Source organism: Microbulbifer sp. (assembly GCF_051659245.1).
GTDB lineage: Bacteria > Pseudomonadota > Gammaproteobacteria > Pseudomonadales > Cellvibrionaceae > Microbulbifer.
Genome location: NZ_JBOFOC010000148.1, coordinates 22,317 through 35,991, shown reverse-complemented (window position 1 = coordinate 35,991; position 13,675 = coordinate 22,317). Strand labels below are relative to the sequence as shown.

At 62.8% G+C, this 13,675-nt stretch carries 14 protein-coding genes; 2 read left to right on the top strand and 12 right to left on the bottom strand.

What is annotated here, in order from left to right:
- Nucleotides 1–100: 100 nt before the first annotated feature.
- The 3 genes from prpC to ACRC0P_RS14915 form a co-directional block, all read right to left on the bottom strand.
- A complete protein-coding gene (prpC, locus tag ACRC0P_RS14925; RefSeq protein WP_438632100.1) occupies nt 101–1,228 on the bottom strand; it encodes a bifunctional 2-methylcitrate synthase/citrate synthase in 1,128 nt (375 codons plus the stop codon).
- Between the two features lie 142 nt (nt 1,229–1,370).
- Nucleotides 1,371–2,264 carry a methylisocitrate lyase gene (gene prpB, locus ACRC0P_RS14920; RefSeq protein WP_438632099.1) on the bottom strand — a complete coding sequence of 298 codons (894 nt, stop codon included), beginning with the start codon at nt 2,262–2,264 and terminating at the stop codon, nt 1,371–1,373.
- 4 nt (nt 2,265–2,268) lie between these two features.
- On the bottom strand, nt 2,269–2,931 hold the full coding sequence (locus tag ACRC0P_RS14915; protein WP_438632098.1) for a GntR family transcriptional regulator: 663 nt from the start codon (nt 2,929–2,931) through the stop codon (nt 2,269–2,271).
- Nucleotides 2,932–3,272: 341 nt separating this feature from the next.
- Between ACRC0P_RS14915 and ACRC0P_RS14910 the strand changes: the two genes are divergently transcribed.
- Complete coding sequence (locus ACRC0P_RS14910; protein ID WP_438632097.1) at nt 3,273–3,803, top strand: DUF2062 domain-containing protein; 531 nt, start codon at nt 3,273–3,275, stop codon at nt 3,801–3,803.
- Between the two features lie 44 nt (nt 3,804–3,847).
- On the opposite strand, the gene ACRC0P_RS14905 is transcribed toward ACRC0P_RS14910, so the two are convergent.
- The 3 genes from ACRC0P_RS14905 to ACRC0P_RS14895 form a co-directional block, all read right to left on the bottom strand.
- Nucleotides 3,848–5,107, bottom strand: coding sequence for a lipoprotein-releasing ABC transporter permease subunit (locus ACRC0P_RS14905; protein ID WP_438632096.1), 1,260 nt, complete (start codon nt 5,105–5,107; stop codon nt 3,848–3,850).
- Nucleotides 5,100–5,852, bottom strand: a complete 753-nt coding sequence (lolD, locus tag ACRC0P_RS14900) for a lipoprotein-releasing ABC transporter ATP-binding protein LolD (protein ID WP_438632095.1) — start codon at nt 5,850–5,852, stop codon at nt 5,100–5,102. Before lolD ends, ACRC0P_RS14905 begins: the two co-directional genes overlap by 8 nt.
- A gap of 193 nt (nt 5,853–6,045) precedes the next feature.
- Complete coding sequence (locus ACRC0P_RS14895; protein WP_438632094.1) at nt 6,046–7,287, bottom strand: lipoprotein-releasing ABC transporter permease subunit; 1,242 nt, start codon at nt 7,285–7,287, stop codon at nt 6,046–6,048.
- A 104-nt stretch (nt 7,288–7,391) separates the two neighbouring features.
- Between ACRC0P_RS14895 and ACRC0P_RS14890 the strand changes: the two genes are divergently transcribed.
- Entirely contained in the window at nt 7,392–7,694 is a 303-nt protein-coding gene (locus ACRC0P_RS14890) for a hypothetical protein (RefSeq protein WP_438632093.1), read from the top strand.
- A 308-nt stretch (nt 7,695–8,002) separates the two neighbouring features.
- Here the strand turns inward: ACRC0P_RS14890 and ACRC0P_RS14885 are convergent, their stop codons facing one another.
- From ACRC0P_RS14885 to ACRC0P_RS14860, 6 genes are all read right to left on the bottom strand, one after another.
- Nucleotides 8,003–8,824, bottom strand: coding sequence for a c-type cytochrome (locus ACRC0P_RS14885; RefSeq protein WP_438632092.1), 822 nt, complete (start codon nt 8,822–8,824; stop codon nt 8,003–8,005).
- 43 nt (nt 8,825–8,867) lie between these two features.
- Nucleotides 8,868–9,677 (bottom strand): transporter substrate-binding domain-containing protein, encoded by an 810-nt coding sequence (locus ACRC0P_RS14880; protein WP_438632091.1) that lies wholly within the window; start codon nt 9,675–9,677, stop codon nt 8,868–8,870.
- Nucleotides 9,678–9,710: 33 nt separating this feature from the next.
- Nucleotides 9,711–11,510, bottom strand: coding sequence for a methanol/ethanol family PQQ-dependent dehydrogenase (locus ACRC0P_RS14875; protein ID WP_438632090.1), 1,800 nt, complete (start codon nt 11,508–11,510; stop codon nt 9,711–9,713).
- 384 nt (nt 11,511–11,894) lie between these two features.
- Complete coding sequence (gene pqqE, locus ACRC0P_RS14870; protein ID WP_438632089.1) at nt 11,895–13,076, bottom strand: pyrroloquinoline quinone biosynthesis protein PqqE; 1,182 nt, start codon at nt 13,074–13,076, stop codon at nt 11,895–11,897.
- The gene (pqqD, locus tag ACRC0P_RS14865) at nt 13,048–13,326 is read right to left on the bottom strand and encodes a pyrroloquinoline quinone biosynthesis peptide chaperone PqqD (protein ID WP_438632088.1); all 279 of its coding nucleotides are present in this window, start codon (nt 13,324–13,326) and stop codon (nt 13,048–13,050) included. Before pqqD ends, pqqE begins: the two co-directional genes overlap by 29 nt.
- The gene (locus ACRC0P_RS14860) at nt 13,323–13,619 is read right to left on the bottom strand and encodes a hypothetical protein (RefSeq protein WP_438632087.1); all 297 of its coding nucleotides are present in this window, start codon (nt 13,617–13,619) and stop codon (nt 13,323–13,325) included. Before ACRC0P_RS14860 ends, pqqD begins: the two co-directional genes overlap by 4 nt.
- Nucleotides 13,620–13,675: the final 56 nt, after the last annotated feature.

Below are 13,675 nucleotides of genomic sequence, written 5' to 3'. Positions count from 1 at the left end.
GAGCTCCAGCTTCGCAATTCATCGGCGGGCCTGCGGCCCGCAAGCGGAGCTGGAGCTCCGCGGTCCCAGGTGCCGAGCTGGAGCTCGGCGTTCCCAGGGGTTAACCGCGGTCGGTGATCGGTGTCACCTTGCGCAGTTCCGGACCGATATATTCCGCACTCGGGCGGATAATGCGGTTGTCCTCGCGCTGCTCGAATACGTGGGCGCACCAGCCGGTAACGCGGGACATCACGAAAATCGGCGTGAACAGCTTGGTGGGGATGCCCATAAAGTGATAGGCGGAGGCGTGGAAGAAGTCGGCGTTGCAGAACAGTTTCTTCTCCCGCCACATCACTTCCTCGCAGCGCACGGAGATCGGGTACAGCGCTTCGTCGCCCACGTCGGCCGCCAACTTCTCAGACCACTGCTTGATAATGGCGTTGCGCGGGTCGGACTCGGTGTAGACCGCGTGGCCGAAGCCCATGATTTTTTCCTTGCGCTCCAGCATGCCCAGCAGTTCTTTTTCCGCTTCATCCGGTGACGAGAACTTTTCTATCAGTTCCATGGCCGCTTCGTTGGCGCCGCCGTGCAGCGGGCCGCGCAGGGAGCCGATGGCGCCGGTAATACAGCTGAACAGGTCGGACAGGGTGGAGGCGCAGACCCGCGCGGTAAAGGTGGAGGCGTTGAACTCGTGCTCTGCGTATAGGATCAGCGATACGTTCATTACCCGCTCGTGCAGCGCGTTGGGTTTTTCGCCGCGCAACATATGCAGGAAGTGAGCGCCGATGGAGTCGTCGTCGGTTTCGGTTTCGATGCGTATGTCGTCGTGGGTGAAGCGGTACCAGTAGCAGATGATCGACGGGAAGGCGGCCAGCAGGCGGTTGGCTTTTTCCAGCTGCTGGTCGAAATTCTTCTCGCCCTCCAGGTTGCCCAGCATGGAGCAGCCGGTGCGCATCACGTCCATCGGGTGGGCGTCGGCGGGGATGCGTTCCAGCACATCCTTCAGCGCCTGTGGCAGGCCGCGCTGGGATTTCAACAGGCCTTTGTAATCCGCCAGCTGTGCGCTGGTGGGCAGCTCGCCGTAGAGGATCAGGTAGGCGACTTCTTCGAACTCACAGTGTTCCGCCAGATCCTTGACGTCGTAGCCGCGATAGGTCAGGCCGGAGCCGGACTTGCCAACGGTGGACAGCGCGGTTTTGCCGGCTACCTGGCCGCGCAGGCCGGCGCCTCCGGTTTTTTTCTCTGCCATCACAATTCTCCTTTTATGTTGAGTCTGTTCAGGTCTTTGTAGGAGCGGCCCATGGCCGCGATCGGGCTCTATCGCAGCCCCAGATATCGATCGCAGCCATGGGCGGATGGCCGCCCCGCCGCTCCTACAAGGTCATTACCAATTAATGGCGGAAAAGCTCGTCCAGCTTCTGCTCGAACTGATGGTAGTTCAGATAGTCGTACAACTCTTCGCGGGTCTGCATGCTGTCCACTACCGCCAGCTGGTCTCCGTTTTGCAGGATGCTGGTATAGACGTTTTCCGCGGCGCGGTTCATGGCGCGGAAAGCGGACAGCGGATACAGAACGATGTCGGCACCCGCCTCGCCCAGCTCTGTGGCGTTATACAGCTTGGTTTTGCCGAATTCGGTGATATTGGCCAGGATGGGTACGTTCAATGCGTTCTTGAAGGCGCGGTAGTGCTCCAGTTCGGTCACCGCCTCGGCGAAAATGCCGTCGGCACCGGCTTCGATGCAGGCGCGGGCGCGCTCGATGGCGGCTTCGAGTCCCTCCTGGGCGAAGGCGTCGGTGCGCGCCATGACGAAGAAATCATCGTCGGTGCGCGCGTCCACCGCGGCCTTGATGCGGTCGACCATTTCCCCTTGGGACACTATCTCTTTGTTGGGGCGGTGGCCGCAGCGCTTCTGCGCCACCTGGTCCTCGATATGCACGGCGCCGGCGCCGGCGCGGATCATTTCCTTTACGGTGCGGGCGATATTGAAGGCGCCGCCCCAGCCGGTGTCGACGTCCACCAGCAAGGGAAGTTCGCTGGCGCCGGTAATGCGGCGTACGTCTTCCAGCACATTGTCCAGGCTGGTAATTCCCAGGTCCGGCAGCCCGTAAGAGGCGTTGGCCACGCCGGCGCCGGAGAGGTAGATGGCCTTGTGGCCGATGCGTTCGGCCATGACTGCGCTGTAGGCGTTGATGGTGCCGACCACCTGCAGCGGATGGTTTTTCTCAAGGTTTGAGTCGGCGAGGGCGCGGCGAAAGCGCGCGCCGGCGGAAGGGTTCTGGCTCATGGACTCACCTCAGTTTTTTCTCGATGTTCTGGCGGGAGGCACGGATATGCCGGCGCATCAACAGCTCGGCCAGTTCGCCGTCACCCATCTCGATGGCCTCGATAATATGGCTGTGCTCGCGGAAGGCCCGCTGCGCCCGGGGGCTGGGCATGCCCAGTTGGTACCGGTACATGCGCACGCGGTAGTAGAGGCGGTTGCACAGGGTGTCGATCAGCAGGTCGTTATTGGAGGCCTGCACGATGCGGAAGTGGAAATCGAAATCCCCCTCCGGCTGGAAGTAAGCCCTGCCCGCCTGCAGTTCCTCCTGCTGCTCGTGGCGCGCGAGCATCTGCCACAGCTCGGCGATGTCCTCGTCGCTGCGGTGCTGCGCGGCCAGGCGGCAGGCCATGCCCTCCAGGGCCTCGCGCACTTCGTAGAGATCCAGCAGGCCGCGCTCGGTGAGATCTACCACCCGCGCCCCCACGTTCACCCGGCGCTCCAGCAGTCCCAGGGACTCCAGGCGCATCAGCGCTTCGCGCAGGCTGCCCCGGCTGGCATTGAAACGCCGCGCCAGCTCCGGCTCGCTGATTTTACTGCCGGCGGGAATCCTGCCCTCGACGATCTCGCCCCTCAGAGTCACAAACAGGCGTTCCGGCAGGCTCAGGCCCGGCTCCAGCGGCTGTAACATCTCCCCTTGCACCCTTGGGTCACTCCTTCAGCTTCGAAACAGGATTGTCGACAATCTCCAAAGTGATTGCACCATAATTCAGGAAAAAGTCGCCGTCAATCGGTTATTCGGGAGGTTATTGTTGACAATTTTATAATGGAGCTGACCTGCCCTCCAACAGTAGTCTTGTTGCGACTATGCGGGCATAATAGCGCCCGCGCCGGTACGCCTGTGCCCGCTCCGCACCCTATTCTTGTCTGGGATAGCGCAAATGGATCGGCTGGCCGGGACGCAAACCCACCCCGATCATTGGTAACAATTGAACCGCTGGGCCGGCTGCCGATACCCGAGTAGATTGAGTTATGCCGAAGAGTATTATCAGGCGTTGGCTGCCAACTCCCGAACAGGTTCGCGCCAAGAGCGGCCTGAAGTTTCTGGGCGCCCTGCTCCACGACCCGAACCTCTTCCATCTCAACCGCCACTCGGTTTCAGTCGCGTTTGCCGTCGGTGTCTTTACCAGCTTCCTGCCGGTGCCCGGGCAGATGATTATCGCCGCGCTGTTGGCGCTGTGGTTTCGCTGCAACCTGCCTCTGTCGGTGATCCTGGTGTGGATCAGCAATCCGATCACCATGCCGGCCATGTTCTACAGCACCTATAAGCTGGGTGCCTGGATACTCGGCACCCCGCCGCTGGATTTCAGGATAGAACTTTCCTGGGAATGGCTGACCAGTGAGGTGGGAAAAATCTGGCTGCCGCTTTTTTTCGGTTCGCTGCTCAGCGGCATCTTCTTCGCCGCCGTGTCCTACTTTACGATGCAGGCACTGTGGCGGTGGCATGTGATAAAGCGGTGGAAAATACGGCTGGCGAAGCGGTCGGTGATCAATAATCGGTGACCAGTGATCAATTGCGCCCGCGCGGAACCCTAACTGATCGCTGATCACTGTTCATTGCGAAGCGCCGCCGCCGGCTGCACACGGCTGGCCTGCAGTGCGGGGTAGAGGGTCGCCAGCAGGCTGAGCAGGAAGCCCGCCCCCACTACCAACGCCACGTCCGGCCACTGCAATTGCGACGGCAGGTAGTCCACCGGATAGACATCGGATTTCAGGAACTGGATGCCAAACAGGGATTCCAGCCCCGCCACGAGTTCGGTCACCACCAGCGAACCCACAATCCCGAGAGCTCCCCCCACCAGCGCACCGACAAGGCCCACCAGCGCTCCCTGGCTGACGAACGTCAGCAGTATCTCGCGGGTGCTGGCGCCCATGGTGCGCAAGATGGCGATATCGCTGTGCTTGTCGATCACCACCATCACCAACGTGGAAACCACGTTGAAAGCGGCGATGGCGATAATCAGCAGTACCAACAGCCCCACCAGATTGCGCGACATCTGTATCGCCTGGTAGAGATTGCCATGGGTGCTGCTCCAGTCGCTGCCGTAGAAATTCTGCGCCGGCAGCTCGCCCAGCAGCCGCCGCATGATCCAGTTGGCCTCGAGCATTTTCCCGAAGCGCAGCTGTATCCCGGCGCCGCCGGTTCCCCCCGCCAGCGACTGGGCCTGCGTCCAGTCCAGCAGTGCCAGGGACTGGTCCAGCGCAGTGCCGGAGTGGAAGATGTCCGCCACCCGGAAGCCCGCCAGGCGCGCCGCGCGGCGGCCGCCGTCGGCGCCGCTGTCCGGGACGATCAGGGAGATATGCTCACCCTTTTGCACGCCCAGTTTGTCGGCGATGCCCTGCCCCAGGATCACCCCGGGTTCGGCGGGGTCAGTAAGTTCGGCAAAAGCCTGGGGATCGAGAAAGCCGCCAATATTGGAAACTTCGACAATGGTCTCGGGATTGATGCCCTGCACCAGCAGCGGCGTTACTTCGGGCCCGCTGCGCGCCAGGGCGTTGACCTGCCAGACCTCCGCCGCCGCCATCACCTCCGGGTCCGCCGCCAGTTGGTCGCGCAGGGCCGGCCAGTCGATATCGGGGTCGGCGTTGTAGATGGTCGCGTGGGGCATAATGCCCAGGATGCGCTCGCGCAGCTCGCGATCGAAACCGTTCATCACCGACATCACCACGATCATCAGCGCCACGCCGAGAATCAGCCCCACCATGGACAGCCCGGAAATAAACGATACCAGCCCGGCGGAATCCTCTCCGCGGCGTTGGGCGCCGGCGTAGCGCAGGCCGATAAACGCGGACAGTGGTCTAAACATGATCGCCCCGGTGCCAGTCGCTCTCCAGTGCGCCGTCGATCAGGTGCAGCGTGCGATCCAGCGCCGCGGCCAGGTCCGGGTCGTGAGTGACGATGACGAAGCTGATTCCCATCTCGTCGTTGAGCCTGTCCATCAGCTTGTGAATCTCTTTGGCGGTGGCCCTGTCCAGGTTGCCGGTGGGCTCGTCCATCAGCACGCAGGCGGGGTGCGTCACCAGTGCCCGGGCGATGGCCACCCGCTGGCGCTCGCCGCCGGACAACTGCGAGGGCTTGTGGGTCAACCGCTCGCCCAGGCCCACCGCCTGCAGCATGGCCGTCGCCCCCTCGCGGGCGCTGGCCACCGACTGCTTGCCGATCAGCAGCGGCATGGCCACATTTTCCAGCGCGGAAAACTCACCCAGCAGATGGTGGAACTGGTACACAAAGCCCAGGCTGCGGTTGCGCAGCCAGCCGCGCTGGTTGGCGTCCAGGCTGGCCAGGTTCTGCCCCGCCACCCAGACCTCGCCGGCACTGGGTGTATCCAGGCCGCCGAGCAGGTTGAGCAGTGTGGATTTGCCGGAGCCGGAGGCGCCCACTATGGCCAGCTTTTCGCCGGCTTTCACCTCCAGTTCCACGCCGCGCAGGACTTGCAGTTCTTTATTGCCCTGGCGGTAGCTCTTGCGCAGGGTGCGGCAGGCGAGCACCACGTCAGTACCGGAATTCGGTGACGCGACCTGCTCTTCAGTTATTTCCACTTGGCTGTTCATCAATTAATTCTTTTCTGCATAGGATGGGCAAAGGGGCGAAGCGGGCAGAAAAACCGCTCCATGCGTTTTCTGCATTCCCGCCTTCCATGGCGGGCTCGTGCCCATCAGCTCGATCGTTGATGGGCACGCTTCGCTTTGCCCATCCTACGGAACCGTTTTGTTCGTCATTCCGGCGTAGTTCACAGGGTGCGCCCTACTCGTACCGCAACGCCTCCGCCGGCTCTATCTGCGCCGCGCGCCAGGCGGGGAACAGCGTGGCCAGCAGGCTCATCAGCACCGCGGCAGTCAGCACCACGACCGCATCGGCGGTGCGGAATTCGGAGGGCAGGAAGCTGACGAAAAATACCCGCGGGTCGAAGATTTTCGCTCCCAGCAGGTTCTCCATCCAGCTGACCATGTCCGTCAGGTTGAAGGCGATCACTATGCCCAGCAGGGCGCCGATAAAGGCGCCGATAATACCGATGGCGCTGCCCTGCACCACGAACACCGACATGATCTGCCGCGAGGTCAGCCCCAGGGTGCGCAGCACCGCGATGTCCGAGCGCTTGTCGGCCACCATCAGCACCAGCGCGGAGACGATATTGAAGGCGGCCACGGCGACGATAATCATCAGCATCAGGGTTACCACCGTCTTCTCCATCTTCACCGCCTGGAACAGGCTGCCCTGGGAGTGGCTCCAGTCCTCGCCACTGTAGTCCTCGCCGAGGCTTTGCGCATAGGTGGACACCCGGCCCAGGGCGTTGTCCATATCGTCGAAGCGCAGTTGCAGTCCCTGTACCCTTCCGCGCATACGCAGCAGCCGCGCGGCGTCGTCGAGATGCATCAGCGCCATGCTCTGGTCCACCTGGGCGCCCACGGAAAAGACGCCGGCCACGGTAAAGCGCTTGGTGCGGGGAAAGAGGCCGGCGGGGGTAACCACCACCTCCGGCAGGGTGAGCACCAGGCTGTCGCCGGGGATCACGTTCAACTGGCGGGCGAGGATGCGCCCGAGGACGATGTTGTAGCTGCGCGGCTGCAGTGCGTCCAGGCTGCCCATGATCATATGCTCACCCACCGCGGAGACACTGCGCAGCGCCTGCGGGTCCACCCCCTGGAACTCCACGCCGTGGCTGCCGCCGCCGGCGCCCAGCAGCGCAAAGCCGCGCACAAAGGGGCTCGCCGCCTCTACATGGGGTTTCTGTTCGAGTTGCTGCGCGGCGTCGCGCCAGTTCTCCAGGCCATCGGCCTTCTCCACAAAGCCGTGGGGCACCACGCTGAGGATCCGGGTCTTCAGCTCCCGGTCGAAACCGTTCATCACCGAAGTCACCACAATCAACGCCATAACCCCCAGCGCCATGCCCAGCAGGGAGAAGCCGTTGATAAAGGAGATAAACTGCTGCCGGCGACGGGCGGCCACGTAGCGCAGGCCGATGTAGAGGGGGACAGGCTTGATCATGGAGTTGATTTAAGCCGAAAAACGTGAAGAAATCCAAGTGTTTAGGCAGAATATCTGCTTTAATTGGCGGATCTTCAAAATAACGCACAACCGGAGAAGGACAGATGTTCAGCAAACTCCGCACCCGCTCCGCCCTCCACCACTTGGCCATCGTTGCCCTGCTGACCGCAACGATGGGCGCCCGGGCGGAAACCGTGGAAGTACCCGTTGGCCAACAGGACCAGTTGGGAGAAATCACCGAATTGCGCGGCCTCAAGAAAGACGCTGTCACCACCCGCCTGGGTGACCCCCTCGGCATCCAGGGCCCGGTGGGCGACCCGGCAATCTCCCGCTGGGAGTACCCGGATTTCTATGTGTACTTCGAATGGGACATTGTGCTGCACACGGTGAAGAAACACCGCGGCTAGCCGCCGTTGCGGCATTGCACCGGTAGCCACCAGCAAAATCAACGGCCGCCTTTACGGGGTGGTCAGTGCCTAGGCCGTAGGGTGCGCCGTACGCACCGGGAAATGTGAGAGCCCGCATCGGCCCTGAGTTGGTGCGCCTGGCGCACCCTACGGCTGGTGCAATATCCGGATTAACTCTTCTTTAAGGATTCTTTAACCGCTCTGTTGGCCCCGGCCATGGTTGGGTAGTTGAAGGTGATGTGAACGAAGGATGGAAGGGGGGGTTGGCGAAGGGAGGTGGTGTTGATGAAGAATTCGATGGTGTTGTGTCAATCATACACCGACGGGGGCCTCCCCGCCGGCACCAGCCCTAGCTGACGCGCCTTGACGTATCCGTAGATGGCGCGGATGTCCTTCTTCTCGAAGAATCCGGCCCAGGCCGGCATGCCCTTTTCCTCGCGTCCCGCCATCGACACACTCAGGAACTCCCGGTAGGTCATGCCCTTCTCCAGGGATTTGCGAAGATCCGGCGCGAGTTCGCCGCCGACCGCATCGCCGCCGTGGCAGCGAAAGCAGTAGGAGTTGTATTGCAGGTAGCCGTGGAAAAGGTCTTCGGTGACGTGCTTCTGGTCGGGTCCGGTGAACACGGCGAAATCGGTCTGCACGGTCTTGCCGTCGTCGGTCTTGTAGCTGTGCGTCTCGCCGCCGGCCTCCGCCGCATCCGCCGATTCGTCCTCACCGGGCTCGAGCGACAGTATCCACTGCACCATCGCCGTCAGGTCGGCGTCGCTCAGCTGTGGATGCGGCGTCATCGGTACGTCGCCCCAGTTTCCCGAGCCGCCCTCCTTGATCTTCTTCACCAGCTGCTTTACCGCCGCCTGTCCCTCTCCCGAGTAGCGCTTGGCGATCTCGACGTAGGACGGGCCGACCAACTTCTGGTCGACCGCATGGCAGGTGGAACAGTCACTGGCGCGGACCTTGGCCTCGCCATCGGACGTCATCGTTTCACTCTCGGGCGTCTCTACCGCGCCCGCGGGCGCTTCGGCCTCGCCCTCGGGCGCCTTGGTATCACATGCCTGCAGCGCAAGGGCGGCGCAGAGACCGAGAGCCAGGGCCAGCGCGGCCCGGACGGGGATCTGGGGAAGGTGCATGCCGTGTGCTCCTATGGGATCAAAGGCCGGCGGTATCGTTGAACTAGCCGGTGCCGTCGCCGGTCAATTCCACCCCGTGCCGGCGCAGGATTGCTTCCAACTGCGAACCATGTGTTTTGATCAGCGCATCGAGACGCGCCTTCAGCGCGGAATCGTCCTTGCGTACCGCCATCGACATCGGGAAGGAGTACATCTCCGGCGAACCGGTCGCCCGCGAATTGGGTAGCGGCACCGTGGTCAGTTCGGGGAAATCATCGAGAAAGGCGCTAATCGCCGGCTGCCAGGTGATCATCACGTCGACGGTGCCTTTCTCCACGTCCTCGAGCATACGCCGCGGCGACTCGCCGCTGGCGTCGCCGATGTCGTAGGCTTTGGCCGCGGTCACCATGCCGCGCAGCTGCAGACCGGATTCGGCCGGCGTCTCCGACTCGAAACCGATCTTCAGCTTGCGCAGCACCGGCGAATCGAGGCTCTTCAGGTCGTAGCCGCGCGCCTTCTTGAACACGAACACATAGGAGGACACGTAATAGGGGCTGGTGGTCAGCTCTTCCTGGTTGCCGTAGGGCAGGTTCATCACCAGGTCGCAGCGCCCGGCGTCAAGGTTGCGCGCAAGGTATTCGTTGAAGCCGCCGGGACCGCGTGAATCGGCCCATACGTACTCGAGCTTGTCGCCGAGCTGGCGCGCGACGTAGCTGGCGACGGCATTCTCGAATCCCTGGCCGTCCCGGTTCGAGAACGGCAGGTAGGCCGGATCGGCGCAGACGCGCAGCGTGCCGCCGGCGGTCTGCGCCGGCGCGGCGGCGCAGACAAATGCGCCCGCCGCAAACATGACTGTGAAGAATACGTTTTTCATGGAGGGGTCTCCGTCGCTGCCGGTTGCGGACCGTCAATCGAGTGCGAACACCATCAGTGTTCCGCCCAGGGTGGTGTAGTCGCCCAGGGTCTCCGTGGCGCCTACCGCGCCAAGCCCTTCGGTGGCCTTGGTCAGGTTTGCGGCCAGGCCGATCGCCGCCCAGCCGCCCACGCCGGTGAGGATGGCCACGTACTGTTTGCCCTTGTGCATGTAGGCGATGGGATTGCCGATAATTCCGGAGGGAGCCTTGAACTGCCACAGCACCTTGCCGGTCTTCAGGTCGACCGCGCGGAACCAGCCGGTGAGGGTGCCGTAGAAGGCCAGCCCACCCTTGGTGGTCAGCACGCCGCTCCAGTCCTGGAAGCGGTCGTCGATCGCCCACTTGGTCTCGCCGCCGATCGGGTCGAAGGCGATCAAGCGGCCGCCGACCTCGCCCTTGTTCGCCGGATACATGGTGACCAGCGCGCCCACGTATGGGAAGCCGGCCTTGTACTTCACATGGAAGGCCTGGTAGTCCATGCACAGGCGGTTGGTCGGCACGATGAACAACCCGCTGGCCGGGTCGTAGGCGGCCGGCTGCTGGTCCTTGGTACCTTGCGAGGACGGACAGATGTTCTTCACGTTCTTGCCTTCTTCCGTCATCTTCTCCGGGTTCAGCTTCGGCCGCCCGGTCTGCATGTCGATGCCGCTGGCCCAGTTGAGGGTATCGTCGTACGAGTGCGCGGCCAGCAACCTGCCGTTGCTGCGCTCCCAAACATAGGCGAAGCCGTTGCGGTCGAAATGGGTCAGCGCGGGGATCGTCTCGCCATCGATCTCGATGTCGGTGAGGATGCTCTCGTTGACGCCGTCGTAGTCCCAGCCGTCGTGCGGGGTCATCTGGAATACCCACTTGGCCATGCCGGTGTCCGGATCGCGCGCGATCACCGACATCGAATATTTGTTGTCGCCGGGGCGCTGGGTCGGGTTCCAGGTACCGGGGTTGCCGGTGCCGTAGTAGAGCAGGTCCAATTCCGGATCGTAGGTGTACCAGCCCCAGGTAGTGCCGCCGCCCAGCTTCCACTGGTCGCCCTGCCAGGACTTCAGGCTGGAATCCTTGCCGACCGGCTTCTGCGTGGCGCCGTCGATGGTCTTGTCCGGGTCGAAAATCAGCAGATCGTCCGGCCCGGTGCTGTAGGCGCGCCACAGCTGCTTGCCGGTGCGAGTGTCGTTGGCGGTGATGTAGCCGTGCACGCCGTATTCGGCGCCGGACACGCCGGTGATTATCTTGTCCTTGATGATGATCGGCGCCATGGTCTGGGTCTGGCCCAGCTTCGGGTCGGCGTTCTGTACCTTCCACTTGACCTCGCCGGTCTTGGCGTCGAGCGCGTACAGGGTGCCGTCCAGCGCGTTGGAGAAGATTGTGCCATCGGCGTAGGCGACGCCGCGGTTGATCACGTCGCAGCAGGCCACCGACGGCGTGAACTTGTCCTGCTCCGGGGTGAATTTCCAGACGATGCGGGCCGGGTCGTCCAGCGACAGCGCGTAGACGTGGTTCGGAAACGGGCTCTGGAAGTACATCATGTCACCGATCACCAACGGCTGGCCTTCGTGGCCGCGCAACGCTCCGGAGGACATGGTCCAGGCGACGTGCAGGTCCTTTACATTCCCGGTATTGATCTGGTCGAGCGCACTGTAGCGCTGTCCTGTGTAGTCGCCGGTCGGCATCACCCACTGGTTGGGGTCCTGCGCCATCTTGATGAGTTGGTCGTTGGCCATCGTCGCGGCTGCGGGCAGCGCCAGGGCGAGAGCGAGCGCTACGGGCCATTTCCGGGAACGAACGGTTTTTGTTGGCATTATGGACTCCCTTCCTGTGCCGGAGTACAGGGAGTATAGACGGCGTTTTTTGGCCGTCAAATCCGCATGGCGCGCGGTTTTTCCGCCCATAACCGATCAGCGATTGGCCAAACGTGGGGGCATGCGCACCACCCGGTGAATACGCCTCTCGGAAAATGCCAGGACCGGCACTAAGTTGAGCGGAAAATCTGACCCCCTGTAGGATGGGCAAAGCGAAGCGTGCCCATCAAGGCCACGGAAGATGGGCACATCGCTGCGCTCTTTGTATCTGCTCGCGGGTACATCGCCCGCTGTTCATGGCCACGTGAAAAGGATGATGAATGTGGTAAAAGCGTTCCTTGTCACGCAGGCGCCGTTCGAACTCTTCCCGACTCCAGGCAGGTTTCATGCTTTGCTGATTTCCTTCGCCGAGGCGATCTTGCGGCCGTTGGCGGGATTGCGGAACACCAGGCGTTGGGGTGGTTCCTGTTCCGCGGCGAAACGCTCGGCCCGGCTCACGGCTCGTTCAATCAGATGGTGATGCGGCGACAGTCCGCAGACGGGGTCCGCATTGGCGGGGTCGCCGGTCAACAGGTAGGTCTGGCAGCGGCATCCCCCCGCGTCCCGTTCCCGCTCCGGGCAGGAGGCGCAGGGCTGCTTCATCCAGGCCGTGCCCCGGAAGTGGTTAAATGCGTCGGAATGACGCCAGATATCCTGCAGGCTCATCTCCCGGACATTGGGAAAGTCCAGGCCGGGTATCACCCCGGCGCTCTGGCAGGGCAGCGCGTCCCCGTAAGGATTGATGCTGAGAAAGGTGGTGCCCCAACCGTTGCAACACTTTTTCGGGCGGCCCTCGTAATAATCCGGCGCGACGAAAAGCACCCGCATGGCCGTTTCCCGGTGCTGCCGGAAATGCTCGGTAGCCGCCTCAGCGGCCCGAACCTGCTCCAGGGTGGGCAGCAGCCCGTCGCGGTTGTGCAGCGCCCAGGCGTAATACTGGGTATTGGCCAGTTCCACAAACTCGGCACCCAGGGATTGCGCCAATACCAGAAAGTCTGCCACCTGGTGGATATTGCCGCGGTGCAGGACGAAATTCAGGCCGCAGGGGATGCCCTGCCGCACCACTTCCTCCGTCATGGCGAGCTTGTGGTTGAAGCTGTCGCTGCCGCCGAACCGGGCGTTGCTCTCCCGGTCGCTGCCCTGGAAACTGATCTGGATGTGATTGAGTCCGGCCTCCCTGAAAGCGCTGATCTTGTCCCGGGTCAGTCCAACCGCCGAAGTGATCAGGTTGCAGTAAAATCCCATGTCCGAGGCTTCGCGGATGAGTTCTTCCAAATCCTGCCGTACTAGCGGTTCTCCGCCGGACAAGCCCAATTGTACGGCACCGAGGCGGCGGCCCTCGCGAAAAACCCGCAGCCACTCCCGCGTGCTCAATTCCCGCTTGCGCGAAGTGGATAGTTGCAGCGGATTGGAGCAGTAGGGGCATTGCAGCGGGCAGGCGTAAGTCAGCTCCGCCAACAGCCACATCGGTATGTGGCGCGCGTCCGCGCTGCCAGGCTCAATCCCCCGCACGCTGGATCCATTCACGCTGTCGCGCCTGCTGAAGAAATTCAGCGACATCTTCGGACAGTGTTTCCGCCCCGGGAAATTTCCGCTGCAGATCCGCCACCAGTGCCGCGCGGGTGGTGGGGGAGTGACATCGCTTGAGAATTTCCGCCGCGCTCTCGCTCAACCGCACCAGCCCCTCCGGGTACAACAGGATGTGGCAGCCCTGGGCCTCCTCCCATTGCAGGCGGTAGCGAGGATTCAGCAGGAAACGATCCAATTCCGTACTCACAACTCGATCTCCATTCCGTCCCAGGCCACCTCAATGCCTTCCCGCTCCAAAATGGCGCGTTCCCGGGAACCTTCATCCAGAATCGGGTTGGTATTGTTGATGTGAATCAGGACCTTGTGGGTTTTTTGCAGAGGGCGCAGCACTTCGATCATGCCGCCCTCGCCAGACTGGGGCAGGTGTCCCATGTCGGCGGCGCGGCGCTCGCCCAGGCACTGGGGACAGTTGCAATTCCACTGCGGAAATCCGCCACCGGCGCCGCCACCGGCGGCGGCGCCCAGAACGTGAACAAACACGGCAAACAGCCCCTTTCAGCGATGCCCACGGGCGGGTGCTCCGGAATTACCTTCCG

Excerpts from the sequence above, each read along its gene's own strand:
- prpC (WP_438632100.1), bottom strand. The coding sequence starts at position 1,228 with ATGGCAGAGAAAAAAACCGGAGGCGCCGGCCTGCGCGGCCAGGTAGCC.
- prpB (WP_438632099.1), bottom strand. The coding sequence starts at position 2,264 with ATGAGCCAGAACCCTTCCGCCGGCGCGCGCTTTCGCCGCGCCCTCGCC.
- ACRC0P_RS14915 (WP_438632098.1), bottom strand. The coding sequence starts at position 2,931 with ATGTTACAGCCGCTGGAGCCGGGCCTGAGCCTGCCGGAACGCCTGTTT.
- ACRC0P_RS14910 (WP_438632097.1), top strand. The coding sequence starts at position 3,273 with ATGCCGAAGAGTATTATCAGGCGTTGGCTGCCAACTCCCGAACAGGTT.
- ACRC0P_RS14905 (WP_438632096.1), bottom strand. The coding sequence starts at position 5,107 with ATGTTTAGACCACTGTCCGCGTTTATCGGCCTGCGCTACGCCGGCGCC.
- lolD (WP_438632095.1), bottom strand. The coding sequence starts at position 5,852 with ATGAACAGCCAAGTGGAAATAACTGAAGAGCAGGTCGCGTCACCGAAT.
- ACRC0P_RS14895 (WP_438632094.1), bottom strand. The coding sequence starts at position 7,287 with ATGATCAAGCCTGTCCCCCTCTACATCGGCCTGCGCTACGTGGCCGCC.
- ACRC0P_RS14890 (WP_438632093.1), top strand. The coding sequence starts at position 7,392 with ATGTTCAGCAAACTCCGCACCCGCTCCGCCCTCCACCACTTGGCCATC.
- ACRC0P_RS14885 (WP_438632092.1), bottom strand. The coding sequence starts at position 8,824 with ATGCACCTTCCCCAGATCCCCGTCCGGGCCGCGCTGGCCCTGGCTCTC.
- ACRC0P_RS14880 (WP_438632091.1), bottom strand. The coding sequence starts at position 9,677 with ATGAAAAACGTATTCTTCACAGTCATGTTTGCGGCGGGCGCATTTGTC.
- ACRC0P_RS14875 (WP_438632090.1), bottom strand. The coding sequence starts at position 11,510 with ATGCCAACAAAAACCGTTCGTTCCCGGAAATGGCCCGTAGCGCTCGCT.